14 protein-coding genes are annotated in these 17,550 nt (G+C 53.5%); 9 read left to right on the forward strand and 5 right to left on the reverse strand.

The window, feature by feature from the left end; genetic code table 11:
• Positions 1–3: 3 nt before the first annotated feature.
• Positions 4–1,299: a 4-aminobutyrate--2-oxoglutarate transaminase gene (gene gabT, locus ACN0RL_RS05790; RefSeq protein WP_417514623.1), complete on the forward strand. Its 1,296-nt coding sequence runs from the start codon at positions 4–6 to the stop codon at positions 1,297–1,299.
• Between the two features lie 50 nt (positions 1,300–1,349).
• On the opposite strand, the gene ACN0RL_RS05795 is transcribed toward gabT, so the two are convergent.
• Positions 1,350–2,108: a glutamine amidotransferase-related protein gene (locus tag ACN0RL_RS05795; protein WP_417514625.1), complete on the reverse strand. Its 759-nt coding sequence runs from the start codon at positions 2,106–2,108 to the stop codon at positions 1,350–1,352.
• 84 nt (positions 2,109–2,192) lie between these two features.
• The gene (locus ACN0RL_RS05800; protein ID WP_417514742.1) at positions 2,193–3,248 is read right to left on the reverse strand and encodes an NAD(P)H-dependent flavin oxidoreductase; all 1,056 of its coding nucleotides are present in this window, start codon (positions 3,246–3,248) and stop codon (positions 2,193–2,195) included.
• A 240-nt stretch (positions 3,249–3,488) separates the two neighbouring features.
• On the opposite strand from ACN0RL_RS05800, the gene ACN0RL_RS05805 reads away from it, so the two are divergent.
• The 3 genes from ACN0RL_RS05805 (at position 3,489) to ACN0RL_RS05815 (ending at position 6,064) form a co-directional block, all read left to right on the forward strand.
• Positions 3,489–4,454 (forward strand): ABC transporter substrate-binding protein, encoded by a 966-nt coding sequence (locus ACN0RL_RS05805; RefSeq protein ID WP_417514627.1) that lies wholly within the window; start codon positions 3,489–3,491, stop codon positions 4,452–4,454.
• Positions 4,455–4,695: 241 nt separating this feature from the next.
• Positions 4,696–5,664, forward strand: coding sequence for a beta-ketoacyl-ACP synthase III (locus ACN0RL_RS05810; protein ID WP_417514629.1), 969 nt, complete (start codon positions 4,696–4,698; stop codon positions 5,662–5,664).
• Positions 5,665–5,791: 127 nt separating this feature from the next.
• Entirely contained in the window at positions 5,792–6,064 is a 273-nt protein-coding gene (locus ACN0RL_RS05815; RefSeq protein WP_417514631.1) for a YebG family protein, read from the forward strand.
• Here ACN0RL_RS05815 and ACN0RL_RS05820 read toward each other — a convergent pair.
• Together ACN0RL_RS05820 and ACN0RL_RS05825 are read right to left on the reverse strand one after the other, a co-directional pair.
• Positions 6,061–8,589, reverse strand: a complete 2,529-nt coding sequence (locus tag ACN0RL_RS05820) for a YbcC family protein (RefSeq protein ID WP_417514633.1) — start codon at positions 8,587–8,589, stop codon at positions 6,061–6,063. The two genes, ACN0RL_RS05815 and ACN0RL_RS05820, sit on opposite strands and share 4 nt — an antisense overlap.
• The gene (locus ACN0RL_RS05825; protein WP_417514635.1) at positions 8,586–10,205 is read right to left on the reverse strand and encodes an NADH-quinone oxidoreductase subunit L; all 1,620 of its coding nucleotides are present in this window, start codon (positions 10,203–10,205) and stop codon (positions 8,586–8,588) included. Before ACN0RL_RS05825 ends, ACN0RL_RS05820 begins: the two co-directional genes overlap by 4 nt.
• Before the next feature lie 143 nt (positions 10,206–10,348).
• Between ACN0RL_RS05825 and ACN0RL_RS05830 the strand changes: the two genes are divergently transcribed.
• The 4 genes from ACN0RL_RS05830 (at position 10,349) to ACN0RL_RS05845 (ending at position 14,604) form a co-directional block, all read left to right on the forward strand.
• Positions 10,349–11,242, forward strand: coding sequence for a LysR family transcriptional regulator (locus ACN0RL_RS05830; protein WP_417514637.1), 894 nt, complete (start codon positions 10,349–10,351; stop codon positions 11,240–11,242).
• 111 nt (positions 11,243–11,353) lie between these two features.
• Entirely contained in the window at positions 11,354–12,835 is a 1,482-nt protein-coding gene (locus ACN0RL_RS05835; protein ID WP_417514639.1) for a flavin-containing monooxygenase, read from the forward strand.
• A gap of 81 nt (positions 12,836–12,916) precedes the next feature.
• The gene (locus ACN0RL_RS05840) at positions 12,917–13,594 is read left to right on the forward strand and encodes a FadR/GntR family transcriptional regulator (protein ID WP_417514641.1); all 678 of its coding nucleotides are present in this window, start codon (positions 12,917–12,919) and stop codon (positions 13,592–13,594) included.
• Between the two features lie 2 nt (positions 13,595–13,596).
• Entirely contained in the window at positions 13,597–14,604 is a 1,008-nt protein-coding gene (locus tag ACN0RL_RS05845) for a bile acid:sodium symporter family protein (RefSeq protein ID WP_417514643.1), read from the forward strand.
• Positions 14,605–14,617: 13 nt separating this feature from the next.
• Here the strand turns inward: ACN0RL_RS05845 and ACN0RL_RS05850 are convergent, their stop codons facing one another.
• Positions 14,618–15,244 (reverse strand): J domain-containing protein, encoded by a 627-nt coding sequence (locus tag ACN0RL_RS05850; RefSeq protein WP_417514645.1) that lies wholly within the window; start codon positions 15,242–15,244, stop codon positions 14,618–14,620.
• 131 nt (positions 15,245–15,375) lie between these two features.
• Between ACN0RL_RS05850 and ACN0RL_RS05855 the strand changes: the two genes are divergently transcribed.
• Complete coding sequence (locus ACN0RL_RS05855; protein WP_417514647.1) at positions 15,376–17,526, forward strand: TonB-dependent receptor plug domain-containing protein; 2,151 nt, start codon at positions 15,376–15,378, stop codon at positions 17,524–17,526.
• The last annotated feature ends 24 nt before the right edge of the window (positions 17,527–17,550 follow it).

Here is a 17,550-nt window from a genome sequence, read left to right on the forward strand (position 1 = left end):
CTCATGTCCAATGAATCTCTGCATCACCGCCGCGCCGCAGCCATGGCTCAGGGTCAGGGGGCGTTGCACCCGGTCTACGTGGCCAAAGCGCTCAATGCTGAAATCTGGGATGTCGAAGGCAACCGTTTTATCGATCTGGGTGCGGGTATTGCCGTCAATAACACCGGCCACAGCCACCCGCGCATTCAGGCAGCCGTTCAGGAACAGGTAGAGCGCTTCAGCCATACCTGCCTGATGGTCACGCCCTATGAGTCCGCGGTTCAACTGGCTGAAAAACTCAACGCGATTGCGCCAGGCGATACGCCCAAGAAAAGTATCTTTGTAACCACCGGCGCAGAAGCGGTTGAAAACTGCGTGAAAATTGCCCGTTCATACACCGGGCGCCCCGGCGTTATTGCCTTCAAGGGCGGTTTTCATGGCCGTACCAACCTGACAATGGGGCTTACGGGCAAGGTTAAGCCTTACAAGGTCGGCTTTGGTCCGTTCCCGGGCGAGATCTACCATGCGCCCTTCCCCAATGCTTATCACGGCGTCTCGGTTGAAGAGTCCCTACAAGCCCTTGATGATTTGTTTGTGTGTGATATCGAGCCGAACCGGGTCGCGGCTATTATTATCGAGCCTGTTCAGGGTGAAGGTGGTTTCTACCATGCCCCCGCGGAATTCCTGCAGGCCTTGCGCCAGCGCTGCGATGATCACGGCATCCTGCTGATTGTCGATGAAATCCAGACCGGCTTTGCTCGCACCGGCCGGATGTTTGCAATCGAATACGCCAACGTTGAGCCAGACCTGATGACCATGGCCAAGGGCATTGCCGGCGGCTTCCCGATCGCAGCCGTTGTGGGCAAGGCTGAGATTATGGATCAGCCGGCCCCGGGCGGTCTTGGCGGCACCTACGGCGGCTCGCCAATCGGTTGTGCAGCTGCACTTGCCGTATTGGATGTAATCGAAGATGAACAATTGTGTGAGCGTGCGCTGCAGGTTGGTGAGAGGCTCACAGGCCGCCTCAGGCAACTGCAATCACGCTTCCCTCAGCGCATCGGAGATGTGCGCAATCTGGGTGCCATGATTGCTATGGAACTGGTGGTTGACGGTGATGTTAACCGACCCGATCCGGAACTGACCAAAGCCGTGGTTTCCGAGGCTGCCAAAGCGGGAATAATTCTGCTGTCCTGCGGTATTCGCGGCAACGTGATTCGCTTTCTGCCGGCCTTGACGATCAGCGATGCGTTGATTGATGAGAGTATGGATATTCTGGATGACTGTTTTTCCGATCTTAGCGGGGGCAATCAAGGGGTTTAGGACGATCCGGACTGGGTTCTGGCGCCCTCGGGCGCCAGTTACGCATCCCGCTAACAGCTTTTAGCACTGGCGGGCATGTGCCGAGGAGAGTTCTCACGCTGCAGAAAGCCCGCCATCCATTGTGCAATGGCAATGGAATCCGTAGCAGCCGCAGGCTGCTCCAGGCCTTCCAATGCCTGATCCGCCTTTTCTTCCGGGACTGATTTACCGCTCAGGTACTTTACAAGACGCGTTTCAAAGGTGACGTCAAATTCTGGATGCGCCTGGAAGGTCAGGATGCGGTCATCGTACTGCAGCGCTGCGAAAGGACAGAAAGGCGAATAGGCCAACACCTTCGCTGAATCGGGCTTTACCAAAACCTGGTCCTGATGCATCGCGCTGAGAGTGAACCCGGTCATGCCCGCCCCAGGTCCTCCTCCAGGGACCATTTCGTAACGGTGCAGCCCAACGCCCCAACCTTTAGGGTCTTTGTTGACGTCGCCCCCAAAAGCCTCAGCAATGATCTGGTGACCAAAACAGATACCCACCGTGGGTAGATCTGCGTTGTAAATCTCAAGAATCAGCGATTTCAGTCGCCGCATCCAGGGCAAGTCCTCGTACACATTGGCTTTTGATCCTGTCACGACCCAGGCATCGCAGTCCCTGGCGGAGGCCGGAAAATCGTTGTCGCGAACGTCGAAGGTAAGGTAATCAAACGAAAAGCCGGCCTGCCTGAACAGGCGCTTGAACATATCGGCATAAGAACCGAATTCAGGAAGCAGGTCGTCCGGGGTAATACCGGCAGCCAGAATACCAATCTTTAAACTCATCCGGATTCTCCAGGCTTATAACAGCCTCAAGTAAGCTTTATGACTGTCATGTGCATCCCGCGAGATTGCTGACCTGTCGATCATTTATGATACGCTCTCCTCCAGAATCAATGCCACCAAATCCGCTGCCGATAACTCACGCGCCAAGGGCGCGCCCTGCCCGGCCCATTGCGCGGCGAACTCATGGCTTCCGAGTTTGGAAGCCGCACCATTGAGGCGCTTGGCTACGTCGTAAGCTAGCGGATAATCCGCTGGCGGTGGGCTGCCTTTGGCTTCACCGAACGAAATGAGCCGATTGACGATCCCACGCGCCGGCCTGCCGGAGAGCACTTTGGTTAATCGTGTTTCCGATGCCCTCTCGCTCTTCAGTGCCGCCCGGTAGGCTTCATTTGCGGCGGACTCGGGACACAGAACAAATGCTGTCCCAAGCTGAACCGCAGCCGCACCGGATGCCAGCGCCGCTTTCATTGCGAAACCGTCCATGATTCCGCCCGCTGCGATGATTGGCAGGGTTGTCTGGCGGGATAACAACCGGACAAGAGCCAAAGTGCTCAGGCCTTCATCTGTTACTTCAGGATTGAAAATCCCTCTGTGTCCGCCGGCTTCAATTCCCTGTGCCACAATGGCATCGATGCCAGCGGCTTCAATCTTCGCGGCCTCACCCGGGCTCGTAGCCGTCGCCATGGTAAAGACCCCTGCCCCTTTCAGTGCAGAAAGGCATTCCGGCGATGGAATACCAAAGTGAAAGCTGACAACCGCCGGTTTAAGTTCAAGCAGCATTTGGAACGTTTCGTCGTCTTCAACAAACGATGTGTAGATTTCACTGAGTGCATCCGGTGGCTCTATACCCGCTTCAGCGAACAAAGGTGCCAGATACTGCACCCAGCCCATCTCCAACGCTGCATCACGACGCGCAGGCTGATGACAGAACACATTCACATTGAAAGGCCCGGAGGTCAGAGACTGGGTCTGTTCGATCATCGCTCGAGCCTGGGCTGGTGTGCTGGCTCCGATTCCCAGGGAACCCAGCCCACCGGAGTTGGTCACGGCAGCAGCCAGTTCGGGCGTTGCTACACCGGCCATCGGTGCCTGAACAATCGGGTGAGCAATGCCCAGTTGTTCCAGTAATTTCTCACGCAAATTCATAAAAGTCTCCTTGCTGGGTACTGGCTGAAAACCATGCATCGTCCGGAAATCAGGTCACCTGATCACAGATGTCCGGAAAAGCATACAAGCGTGTCTGACAAATCGGACACGCCGGCTTGTCATAAAAGATGAAAAATAATAAATAACAAACACCTAGCGGTATGGTGCACTTCTTGCTGTCAGGCATTGGGCCAACAACCCTTTCCATACCCAAAACAAAAACAAGGACATTACATGCGTCTGCTTATTCTAGCCTTACTCCTCGTAAGCCCGTTGTGTTTCAGCAAGACCGTGGTCGTCATAGAAAGCTATCACAAAGAATATAAATGGGATGCCGACTATCTCGTTGCCATCGAATCGGTACTGGGAGCAGAACATGATATCCACGTTCTGGCTCTGGATACCAAACGCCTGCCGAAGTCTGAGTGGGCACAACAGGTTGCTAGCATTCAAAAGTCGGTGGCCGAAATCAAACCGGATGTTGCCATCCTGGGTGATGACAATGCCTTCTCACTGATGGCACAGCATCTTGTCGATCAGAATATCCCGGTTGTTTTTTTCGGTGTAAACGGCACCACCGTGCAACATCCTGCCCTCGAACACCCATTGGTCACAGGAGTTCTGGAGCGTCCATTTTTTGAGCAAAGCATCCGTCATTTGCGCAAGGTTCTGCGGCAAAGAGAGCGATTTTTAATTCTGATGGATGACTCGATTACCATGCGCAATGCGGTCAATGACTACTTTGGAGACAAGCGCCAGGCTGAGCTTTACGGCTCTCGAATCGATATCGTGCTTACCAATGACAAAGAAACCTGGTTGAGCACAGCAGAAACAGCATACATCGAGTACGACGCCATAATTGTAGGCACTCACCATACAATCAGGGACACTGAAAATAACTACATACAGCCAAAAGAGCTGATAAATCAGGCGTACATCAGCTCACCGATCCCGATTTTTTCATTCTGGGACATCTCTATCGGGGCGCAGGAAGCTCTGGGTGGCTTTACAATTTCAGCGTACCAGGAGGGTGTTACCGGTGCCCGGTTAGCATCGCTGATTCTCAACGGAATAAAGCCAGATCGCATACCACAGGTCAAATCTCTAAGCGGGCATTACGTGTACAGCAAAAGTGGAATGGCGCACTGGAATATCAAGCTCTCGCCATTAATCGCCAGCCAGGCAAATTTCATTGAATAGTGACTTCAGCATAGTACGAGTCACCACGGTTATTCTGTTTAGCGACGGCTGCATTAAGGCCGTCGTCAAGTTGCATTATTATTGGCGTCTTTGACAAACCGCTAATAACAGACAATGGTTCAGAGGTATAGCATGATCGAAAGCCAAGGAGCGTTTAAAACGCATTAAGTGCCCGAGACATCAAAAGGCCACTGTAAATGCACATTGCTCCCCAATCGGATACACCGTGGGATTTTCGCGAATGACCTTTGCACGCATTGCCGGTACTGGTTCTTACCTGCCAGAGAATATTGTTTCCAATAAAGACCTTGAAAAAATGGTCGACACCACAGACAAGTGGATCCGTGAGCGCACCGGAATCGAACAACGGCATATTGCCGTGGAGGGCCAGACAACTGTAGATCTGGCCGAACAGGCTGCTCTAAATGCCATAGAAGCTGCTGGCATTGATGCCAGCGATATTGACCTGATCATTTTTGCCACCTCCACTCCCGACAAGATTTTTCCGAGTTCTGCCTGCATTCTGCAAGCCAGGCTTGGTATCCGTGGCTGCCCCGCTTTCGACATACAAGCGGTATGCAGTGGTTTTGTCTACGCTCTCTCGGTTGCTGACAAGTTCATAAAGACCGGCAGCAGTAAAAAAGCGCTGGTTATCGGCGCCGAAGTTTTCTCCCGCATCATAGACTGGTCAGATCGAGGCACCTGCGTGCTGTTCGGGGATGGCGCGGGCGCTGTGATTCTTGAAGCGCATGAAGAGACCGGAATACTTTCCACTCACATTCACGCAGACGGTAAGTACGAAAAACTCCTCCATGTTCCCTGCGGCATTGCCGATGGCTACGATCAGGTAAAAGCCGGGCTGGCCTTCGTGGAAATGAAAGGTAATGAAGTCTTCAAGGTTGCCGTGAATACCCTGGGCAAGATTGTGGACGAGACCCTTGCTGCAAATCAGATGAAAAAGTCTGATATCGACTGGCTGGTGCCCCACCAGGCCAACCTTCGGATCATTTCCGCCACCGCAAAAAAGCTGAATATGTCGATGGACCAGGTGGTCGTTACTGTCAACGAACATGGTAATACCTCCGCTGCGTCTATTCCTCTGGCTCTGGATGTTGCCGTAAGAGACGGGCGTATCCAGCGCAATGAAGTTATTTTGCTTGAAGCGTTTGGCGGCGGGTTTACCTGGGGTTCAGCACTGTTACGTTATTAACAGGCGTTATTTAATAGCCCTCCGGGCGGACTGATTGCTTTTACTGCAATTGGGTATATTTCTCAGTGACAGTCAGATACACTGTGTTTTTATACAGTAAAGCAGACATTCACTGCGAGGAATGACCATGGCGGTACAAGCAGTCTATTTTTCCGATAGGGACGGCCTGGATATGGCATTAAAAAACCCTGACACCATGCTTTTCACATCAAAAGCAGACGCCGATGCCCGGGATAAAATACTGGAACTGGCGGAAGAAATTCAGGTTTTTCTGGCGCGGAAGGTTGAAGGCCTGGGCGATGATATGGCCGAAAAGTGCGCCATGGCCATCGCCGAGGACAAAGATCTCTTTCAGAAAGCTCTGAAAAAGCCGGATGTTCTGAACGCTGCTCAGGATTAACCTGAGCAGCAGTGCCAAACGCCCTTATCAAACCGCTCCTGCCCGCCCCCGGGCAGTGTTCTGTGCAGCCACAACCATTGATTATTTACTAACCGTGCAATGTCCGGCTGGCGTTCAACAATTGCTTCAATGCGCTCTCTCGGCGCATCAATCAGCACGGTGAGACGAAGCGGTTCATGGCGCCAGTAGATACCATCGTGTACAGACTGCAGTGGCAAGCCAATACGCAGATCTGTGCCATTTCCTTCGATAACACCAAGGTTTCCGCCCACCACTGAGTGCAACAGCTTGTTTCCTGCACCATAGACTTCAGGAACCGTAACCGACGCGAAATACTGCAGGTTGATCCAGTTAGCGACCATCATGGGCGCCGACATCAGTGCCTCCAGAACCTGGCCTCCGGTGTCCAGCTCAGGGTCATAGTCATGGAGAAAAACCCTGCCCGCGAGGTTTTTCCCCCGGGTTAAATCCCTCTTTGCGAATATGATGGCGGCATTGTTTGCAAGGCCCCACTCTGGCCGAACCTCGGACCAGTCCACGGCTCTTTTGTGCATGGCCGCCAGCAATTCTTTGTCGTCAAGCCCATTGAGCTTCAACGGTGTAGCTCTTTCTTTTCTTGCTTCTCGTCCGGCGTTGAGAAAAGAGGCCTGCAACTCTGCAAGCAATACTTGGTGAGATGCAGGTACCGACTCCTGATCAAATATCGTGATTTCATCCGTTACCGTGCAATGCTCTGCCGCCACAGCCCAGGTTGAATCCGGTATATGAATGCCCTCTGCAGCCAGTCCTTCGCGCACTTCCACTTCATTAAAGAGTGCAGCAGCCAGCCGCGCATTTACACCGCCACTCTGGCCACCGCAAGCACCACAGGCCATACCCGCATGGTTGGGGTTATTGTCTGTTTGTGTGCCATGGCCAACAAACATGAGTATGGGAGCAAAGTTGCCGGTCAGTGACATTCCCTGCAAAAAGCCTGCAACCAGCTTAACCTTCTCGGGTGTTGCCAGAGGGTCGCCTCCGAGATGGTGCACCAGGGTCCCTGCAAGCGAACCGGGCTTTTCAGGCTTCCGATGTTTTTTCTGATGGAGACTGTCTTTGAACAGCTTCCAGGCCCATGCAAGGCCCGTTGTCTCCACCAGAGTAAAGGTCGAAAGACTGCTGTATTTGGCGTTGCGTACGGATTCGCGGGTTATTTCCCGCTGATCAAGTTCGCGATTCAACGCATTGTCGCTTTCGAAACTGCCCTCGGTGTCGATAAGACGGTACGCAGGTGCCAGCAGCCCGGGTAATCTCTGCACCTCTGAAAAGGGGCCATGGCTTTGATGTGAAACCGGCAAACCAAAGAAACCTGCAAAGCCCAGCGTTTGTATCTTCGGGTTGTCATTTTCCAGATGGCGTCTCATAACCTCAGAGCGCACATCGATACAGAAAACCGCCTGAACGTCCGCTCCAGCTTCTTTCAGTTCGGCACCGGCGTCTCTGTCGACATCTTTTCGAGAGTTCTCACCCAGTATCTGCACAAGCTTGCGCTGGTACCCAATCTCGTATGCACGCTGCCAGATCCACAGCAGTTTTTCTTCAGGGTCGTTCGCAGCATCCACAACACTGCCGCCATCGAAGGCGTTAACCTTTACTGTCTGGCGAATTTTTTTCCATGCTTCTGCTCTGGCTGCAACCTGATCCGCCGCGGCACACTCAATAGCAACAGACTCCCATACCAGCAATACGGAGAGCAGAGATTCCCTCGCGTCGGAGTCATCGCCAGCAAGCCCTGCGCGCCAGTCCATGCCACTGCTCCACGAGGCCCAGCCAAGCAAACGCATCAACAGGTTATGGCAAAGCATCTCCAGGTCGTCAGCATTCAGGTTAATCAGGCCAACAGCTCTTTCTACCGCTTCTGTCCGGCTCACAGGGAGTGCTTTGATCCGTTTTCGAGCTCCGGCAATGCCTGTTCTATAATCCAGTGAAAGGTCCTGCTGGGCGGCCTCCAGCCAGAACTCAAAGAACCCTTTCTGGCCGTGCCGGCTGGAATCTGATGACCAGCGGGCCTGACGCGCGTCGAAGAAAGCGCCGCATAGCCGTCCGATCTCATCACATACCGCATCCGCCGCTTTGACGCCTTCGGCATTTTCCGGAAACACATCAAGAATTGAGAAGCCCAAGGGCTCTCTGGCAGTCTCTCCGCGCTTCAGCAAATCAAACAATGGCTGAACTCCGGATGCAGTGCCGCTTTCTTCTTGGCTTTCTTCAAGGCTTGCCTGCAGATCTGAATCGGAAATCCTGCCGCCCTCCCAGGCCTCCCGGTAGAACGCCACGGGCATGAGGAATGAAAAGCCCGCCCTTTGCTCCAGCAATTGCTCGGCACGCTTTACCGGTTGGTCGCGTAGCCCCCAGAAAGGGTTGACGGCAATCCACTGATCCAGCGGCCAGATTGGTGCAATCAGTCCGCAGGCTCGTGTTATGGCGGTCTGCCAGTCAGTCTCATCCATAACGGTTGCAGATACAGCTGCGTTGGACTCCATCATGATCTTTTCTCCACGGTAAACGGATGATGGGGGATTCTCTTGAGGATGCCCGGGGCGTTCAGTGCTTCGGACGCCAGGCGACGGGTAATCCGGTCAAACATCAGTTCGAGGTAAAGACCCTTGCTGAAGTGACGCCACAGGTTGCTCGTAAACCGGTTACGACCACCCTGCATTATCAATCCCGAGACAGTGACCAGCGCAATCAGGAGGCCAAGCGCAATGGCGTAGGCGACCAGAGGAGCCTCGAAGTTTGCATGCTCAGGCACGGCAGGGCCGACCAGCGCATGGAGCACGCCATAAGCAGGAACCAGAAGCAGTGCAAGCACGGCAATTCGGGTTTTTGATACAAGGGTCGCACCCGCCGGCACGGCCATCACCGCACTTGATACCGCGAGTACCAGCAAGGCGCCAAACACCAGGTTTCCTTCCACCAGGCCGGGAACCTGCAGCAGGATCAGCGCTGCCAAACCACCAGTCAGAAGTGCCCATAACAGCCTTGCCGAAGAACGCTGTTGGGCAAAGATACCAACCGCAGACGCTTTGACGGTTCTGCCGGAGGCGAGAAACGAATGCGCTTTGTATAGTGAATGTGCCAACAGGTGCAAGAGAGCGAGAGTGTAGGCTCCCATACCGATTTCAAAGAGCATGAACCCCATTTGCGCGCAGGTAGACCACGCAAGGGCGTGCTTTACTGAATACTGGGTCATCATGGTCAATACTGCGATTACTGCGGTAAGCCCGCCGATGGTCAGAAGAATCAGATGCCCGGCCGTGAAACCGTCGAACACCGGAAAAAGACGCAGCCAGAGAAATCCGCCCAGGTTGATGACCCCTGCGTGCAACAGAGCGGATACCGGGGTCGGTGCTTCCATGACCCGCAATAGCCAGCCGTGAAACGGAATCTGGGCACACTTGAGAATGGCGGCCAGGGCCAGGGCCACAGAGGCAAGAGTCAGAGTCGAGGACGACGACGGCGAAGCGCTTTGCGCCTGGATCATATCTGGCAGGAAAAAGGTGCCGTGATGGAGGTACAGCATGACCACACCTGCTACCACAAGCGCGTCCCCTGCCCGGCTGACAATGAACTTCTGAACGGCGGCCATCCGCGCCTGCGGCCGTTCCGGGTAGAGGGTAAGAAGCTGGTGCAGTGAAATACTCACACCAACCCAGGCACCGGCAAGCACCAGTAGGTTGTTGGTCATAACCAGTACCAGTACACAGGCTATGGTCAATAAAAACCAGGGCAGGAAGCGCTCACGACCGGGATCACCCCGGAGATAACGTTCGGAAAAACGCAGGATTACCCAGCCCACAAACCCGACCATCACCGCCATCCAGGCAGCCACGCCCGTGGGGAACAAACCCAGCCATCGACCAGGAACCGTCAGCGAGCTAATCGACGAACCGCTCTGTAAGTCGACAAGAAGCATTGCGGCAATCAAAAGTGTGGCACCCATTGAGAAAACCAGCAGCTTTTCCGCCAGGCGCCAGCAGTGGTTCAGCTTCAGCGGGTTGCGGGTCCAGGCACTGAAACCGGCAAGCGCTAACAAAGCGGCAGGCGCCGCCAGCCAGGCCACAAGAACCAGTGTCGATAAAAACAAAGCGAGGTCATTCATGGGTATTTTTCTCCTGATGTCTCTTTACTTACTTCCGGGAGTGCTTTCTTCCCACGTACTTTGCCGCTATTAGACTGATATAAAAAATGGTTTATACTGAACTTAATGTTCACTTTTAAAGAACGGTAAAAAGAGCCCCGAACATGAAACTCAACTATCACCATCTTTATTACTTCTGGATGGTTGCCCGTACCGGTCACCTGACACGCACCGCAAACGCCCTGCACATCTCACAATCCGCACTGTCCGGGCAGATCCGCAAGCTGGAAGAAAGCCTTGGGCACGATCTGTTTATCCGTGAGGGTCGCCGCTTAAAGTTGTCTGAGGCGGGGAGGATGGCGTTTTCCTATGCCGAAGAAATTTTCCGACAGGGCGAAGAGCTTTCTGCAGTATTTGCGTCGGGAACGCAGGTAAATCGGGAGACGTTGCGTATCGGAGCCGTGGCAACCTTGTCCAGAAACTTTCAGGAGGCTTTCCTCCACCCGCTACTGGGGCGCGAAAACCTTGAGTTCAGCCTGCAAAGCAGTGATATTGACGAGCTGCTCAGGCGTTTGTCCGCCCACAGGCTTGATCTCATCCTTTCCAATCAGCCGGTGCGCGGTGATGAATCCAATCCCTGGCGTTCAAAGCTGATATCCAAGCAGCCTGTAAGCATTATCGGGCCGCCGGAAGCCGGCGAAAATGTCACCTTCCCGGACTTTCTGGAAGGTCGCAGCCTGATCGTTCCAGGCGCTGACAACAATATCCGGCAAGCCTTTGATCAGCTCTGTGAATACCACAAAGTGCGCCCAAGGCTGGTCGCAGAAGTTGATGATATGGCCATGATGCGACTGCTGGCCCGAGATTCCGGACACTTCGCAGTTTTACCCCCGGTGGTGGTAAGGGATGAGCTCAGAAATGGAGATCTTTTTGATTACGGAGCTCTACCGGGGGTCTATGAGGAATTCTATGCAATCAGCATTCGGCGCCAGTTTGAAAGCCCGGCCCTGCGGGAGTTGCTCTCACAGCCGGTGGAGGATTTCATGATGCGGCCATGAGCTGATCATTCTGACTACCCACTTTGTCCTTAATAGCCATGACCCGGATTGCGCGGGATACGTACAATGAACAAGTCGTCATTATTATAATAAAAGGTTGGACCATCAGGTATGACTCAGCAAAACAGCAGTACGCAGCCCTCAATCATTATTATCGGAACAGGATTTGGTGGCCTGGGCATGGCGATTCAACTGAAAGAAGCCGGCTTTGAACAGGTCACATTGCTGGAAAAAGACAACCGCGTTGGTGGTACCTGGCGCGACAACACCTACCCCGGTGCAGCCTGCGATGTGCAATCGCATTTTTACTCCTACTCTTTCGAACCAAAACACGATTGGTCTCGCAAATTCGGGCTTCAGCATGAGCTCCTGAGCTATATGGAACACTGCGTTGAAAAGTACGGCCTCGGGGAGCAGATCCGCTTTGACTGCGAAGTGGCTGAAGCGATATTCGACGACGCCCGTAATCTGTGGACACTGAGACTTGCCAGCGGAGAAACGCTTGAAGCGCAAGTGGTCATCACCGCTACGGGCCAACTTAACCAGCCTGCATGGCCCGATATCGAGGGCATGGACGATTTCGAAGGCGCCTGTTTTCACTCAGCTCGCTGGAACCATGATTACGATCTCAGGAACAAACGCGTTGCGGTTATCGGCACTGGAGCGAGCGCAATTCAGTTCGTGCCCGAAATTGCGGGCAAGGTTAAATCCCTTGCCCTGTTCCAGCGTTCGGCCGCATGGGTTCTGCCAAAACCAGACCGCGCCTTCAAACGTTGGGAACAAACCCTGTTCAAAACCATTCCCGCCTGGGACAGGCTATACCGCTATCTGATCTACTGGAAGAACGAGAGCCGGGGCCTGGCATTCACCGGTTTCAGCCGCCTGCTCAATATCTTTGCGCGGCAAGCCAGAAGAGAAGCCCGAAAGCACGTCACGAATACGGAAAAGCTCAAGCACATCATTCCGGATTATCAGATTGGCTGTAAACGAATTCTGATTTCCAATGACTGGTATCCGGCGATTAACCGGCCCAACCTGGACCTTGTCACTGATCCGATCGAAAAAATTGACCGCACTGGCGTTCAGACACAATCCGGCAAACATTACCCCGTTGACGCCATCATATTTGGCACCGGCTTTCGTGCTTCAGAATTCCTGTCTCCGATTCGTGTAACCGGGCGCGGGGGCGTAACGCTGAACGAAGCCTGGCGAGATGGCGCTGTTGCCTTCAAAGGGATTACCGTTTCCGGCTTCCCGAACCTGTTTATGCTTTACGGGCCCAATACCAACCTGGCACATAACTCGATCCTGTACATGCTGGAATCCCAGTTCAGATACGTACTTGGTTGCCTGAACGTTTTACAAAAGTACCCCGGTGCCGCGATGGACGTCCGGAAAGACCGCTTGAAACGCTATTCCAATGTCGTTCAAGAGGGACTTGAAGGCAGTGTGTGGAGCTCTGGTTGCAACTCCTGGTACCTGGACGCCAATGGTAAAAATACCCTGAACTGGCCTGGCTTCACCTTTTCCTACCGTTTTTCCACGCGCCACGTCGACACTGCAGACTATCAACTGCTTGACCCGGCCGGGTAATACCCGGCTTGAGCTTCAGAAGTTGCATAGCGTGCAAATACATAGGATGATTGGATGATCATATAAACGGATGATAGGTCCATGTTGAAAAGAATCCAGAAAGGCTCGTTGGTGGAAACGGCTATAGAAAGCCTGCGGCACGCCATCGAAACAGAACAGTGGCCTGTTGGCGGCAAGCTGCCTGTTGAGTCGGAGCTTTCGGAAGCCCTGGGAGTAAGCAGAAACACCGTTCGCGAGGCTGTACGAGTACTGGCCCACGTGGGGATGCTGGAAACCCGACAGGGAGATGGCACCTATGTACGAGCAACCCGGGATGCTGGGGAAACACTCAAACGCATCGCCCGCACCCAGCTGACGGACCAACTGGAGGTCCGGATTATGCTGGAAACCGAAGCATCAAAGCTCGCTGCGCAGCGACGTACAGATCAGGATCTCCGCACCATGACCATGGCACTGGATGCCAGAGGCAAAGCCGATGCCGACCTCGCAGCCCGTATTCGCCACGACGAGGCCTTTCACCATGCATTGGTGGCTGCATCCCATAACTCGGCACTGGCAGAACTTTACGATTACTTCTCCCACGCCATCACGCAGACAATCGAGCGAACGGAAAGCGATGCCGACTTACCCGAGCCTTCGCAGGAAGATCATGAACTGCTTCTGGCCGCAGTGCGCCGACAGGATTCGGTAAAAGCTGAAAAGCTTGCCCGGGATCTTCTTGCCCCCAGCCTTAAAGCGCTTCGGAAGAGAGACTCCTGATCATGAAGTTCAGACCAGACATCTTTACCATTCTACTGCTGGGCGCCATTGTTCTGGCTTCATTTCTGCCCGCTACAGGCTCTGCCGGGGACTTTCTGGCCAGTGCAGGAACCGTAGCTGTCGCCCTGCTCTTCTTCTTTCATGGTGCCGCACTTTCGAGGGAGCAGATCGTTGCCGGCGCTTCACACTGGCGACTGCACATTCTCATCACCCTGCTCACGTTCGTGTTCTTCCCCCTGGTTGTACTTCCCATTAACGGCATGAGCAGTTTTGCACCGTCGTGGATGCCGGCAGACCTGGGCCTTGGTTTTCTTTACCTGGGCGTACTCCCCTCCGCCGTATCCTCATCCATTGCCTATACCGCCATGGCGCGGGGTAATGTCCCTGCGGCTATCTGCAGCGCTGCGGCATCCAATGTGTTTGGCATGATGCTCACACCCTTCTTGCTTCTCTTGCTCGTCAGTTCCGCCGGTAGCGGCGACTTTGCGGTGGGCGAAGCCCTGAAAGATATCACTTTGCAGCTGTTATTACCGTTTGCGGTGGGCCATGCCATGAGGCCGGTTCTGGGAGGCTTCCTGGCGCGCAATGAGAGCCTGATGGCGCGCTACGATAAATGCGTTATATGGCTGATCGTGTATTCGGCCTTTTCGCATTCGGTAGAAAGCGGGCTATGGGAGAATCTGCCGGCAAAAGCGATTGTTCTCACAGTCTTGCTGTGCATCGGACTGCTGGCATTGTTTATGTTCTTTGCGAGGTTTCTGGTGCGGAGGTTCGGATTCAGCCTGGAAGACGAAGCGGCGGTTGTATTCTGCGGCTCTAAAAAGAGCCTGGCTTCCGGGCTGCCCATGGCCAAAGTGCTGTTCTCCGGGCACCCCGGGTTTGGCATGATCGTTCTGCCAATTATGTGCTACAACCAGGTTCAGGTGATTCTCGGCGCTATTCTGGCCCAGAAATACCGGGACAAAATCGCAGAGTCCAGATCAACACAAACTGGATCAGAAGCAGAATGATTGGGTGGTGGCGTTAGCCGCCACTCATGCCGCCAAAGAGAATGGCGAGTATGACAAGGCCGATAACCCAACCGATAACAGCCGGCCAGAAATTAACCATCTGCGGAGGCTCTGAATCTGCAACCTCCTCTGCCATCCCCGGCTCCGGATAGCTGCGCTCATCTTCCTGAGCAACCGCATCCTGAAGGCTGTGCCAGTCAAACCATTCCGCCAGGAAACGCACGACCGGGGCAGGAAAGCTGCCGTTTTCGGCCATAGGGCGAAGCTGTGGCTCCAGTTGCCGGCCTATCTCCCGTCGCAGAGGCAACTGATCAGCGGGCGGCTCGCAGAGAATTGCTTTCCATATACCCGCATCCGAAGTCCTGCCGGAGTCATTCAAAAGCGCCTTGACCTGAATCATAACCTCACGGACAACCTGGCTTTCCGATGCATCCAGCTCCCGGCTTTCCGAACTTACTGCCGGGGCGGCCGGTTTCTCTTCAACCGGTTCGTCAACCGGTTCGTCAACTGCTTGCCGAAACGCTTCTTTGAGCTGCACAGCTTCGTCATCCGATGCAAACCGAAGCTGGTTTTCGTATGCATCCTGAACCCTCTGGCGGTCGCGGGTAGGCTCAATTCCAAGAATTTCCCAGCAATTCATATCAGGCTTACTCCCACCCTTATAATTCATGACATTTTTGAGAGACAAACAGCGTGTAGTCAAATACGATAGTGAAAAATATAAGAAATTTGTTTTGTCGCTTCCAATTCCGCAATTATAGAACGACACCCATGTCCGTTACGAATTTCAAAGATCACAGTCGACGGCATTCCACTCCCTGCGCCCTCACGTTCGCAGCGACAGGGCTTATGGGGTTGTTGTTCCCGATTACGGCGGATGCTCAACCGTTGTCCGATGAAGCTGACCAGATTGGTTTTTACGGTTTCAACGACGAGATACCGGAAGTACTGACGACTACCCGGCTGCGGCAACCAAAAACGAGGGTGCCCGGAACAACCACAGTTATCGATGGCGCGATGATTCGTGATCTCGGCATTATGAGCCTCGTGGAGATATTCCGACTTGTTCCGGGAATGGTTGTGGGCGACGTTGGAAGTAGCACACCGGTCACCACCTATCATGGCACTGTACATTATGAACAACGGCGAATGCAGGTTCTTGTCGACGGGCGCACGGCGCACCGCGCTACCCTGTCAGATATGGACTGGCAAACCATGCCGGTTCCGCTTGAGCTTATCGAAAGAATTGAAGTAAGCCGTGGCCCGAATTCCGCGGCCTATGGCATCAACGCCTTTCTGGGCACCATTAACATTATTACCCGCAACCCTGCTGATACAGCCGGCGCAGAGGTTCGCGTTGTTGGAGGTTCCAGAGACTATATCCGCACTTTTGCTTCCGTTGGCGATGTCAGCGACAGCTACGACTGGCGGTTAGCTTTCGAAAAGCGCAAATTCGGAGGCTTTGATTACCAGCTTGATGAGGGCTACGAGCCTACACCTTTTCACGATGGCCATAACATCAACATTTTTAACTATGACTCCCGACTGAAGGTGAACCCGAATTTTAATGCAGATTTTCGCGCCGGTATCGTTGATGGAATAAATGAAGAAGATATTGATAAAAGTGGCGAACTCGGTGCTACTGACAACCCGGACATAGACGTCCGGGACTTCTACCTTCAGACACAGCTTAATTTCACGACATCGAAAACCCATTTTTTCCACGTTCAGGTGAATTTCGAAAACTTCAATCGCAGGCAGCGCTGGCCAATAGAAGTACCCGAATCGGTCGTAAATTGCCTCGCCAACGGTGCCGATGTACTTGACGATGCTAGTAACTGCTTTCAACCAGGCGGCACCCCATTAACTGCCAACGTGAACTCAGACTCCGAAGACTCCAGGCTGGAGTTCGAGCTGCAGGATACATTGTTATTCAGTGAGGACCTGAAGCTCGTTACCGGTTTGGGCTACCGCAAAGACACTTATCGTTCTGAGACGTTTTTCAACGGGCGGGGAAACAGCTATCAGTCGCGTGTATTTGGCAACCTGGAATACACCCCTATCGACTGGCTCACATTGAATGGTGGCGGTAACTGGGAGTGTACGACAACCACGGACGAGGGCTATTTCTCACCCCGGCTTGCGGCAAACTTCACACTTGGAAACAACCACGCGCTAAGGTTTGTATATTCGAAAGCTGTGCGCACACCTGACAGTTTTGAGCAGAATCCGGATTACGGGTTTACATTGAGAGATGTAGAGCCGGCGCAATATGCTTTTCTAGAGGGCTATCGGGTAGAAAACCCCCTTGCTACCCGTGCCGGAACGTTGGAGGAAGAGAACATTATTTCCCGAGAGATCAGTTATTTCGGGCAATTTCCTATGGACCGAGGTCAGATCTCTCTGGAAGTCAGGGTATTCAAGGACAAAATGCGGGACATGATAAGCGGCATCATCGGATTTGAAGAGTGGACGATCGATAACAACGTAGATATCGATCAGAAAGGCTTTGAAGTTGAAGCTGCCGTGGAGTACCCCGGAACAACATTCAGGGTGAGCTACGGCTATCTTGATCAGGATGACTGGTACAACGGTCCGGACGGTATCAACGAGGAAGAAAAGCAGTACAGCGTAGACCTTCTGGGCCGCCTCTCGGCAAGGCATTCCGGCAGTATCGCATTAATTCAGAACTTGCCGTTCGGCCTGAAAGGCTCCACTGCCTTTTACTGGGCAGATCAACTCAAAGAGTCCCGGTTTGAGCGCCTCGATCTTCGGTTGGCAAAATCGATCTTTCAGCCCCGGTACACGGCGGAGTTTGCTGTTACAGTGCAGCATTACATGAACACAGATCCGGATATGAGTATTGATAATAATATCGAGGATCAGAACCAACTTTTCCTGGAAGCAGGTATCCGTTTCTGATCTTTAATCAGGGAATGCTTCGGG

The sequence above is a fragment of the Marinobacter sp. genome, from assembly GCF_048259445.1.
GTDB lineage: Bacteria > Pseudomonadota > Gammaproteobacteria > Pseudomonadales > Oleiphilaceae > Marinobacter.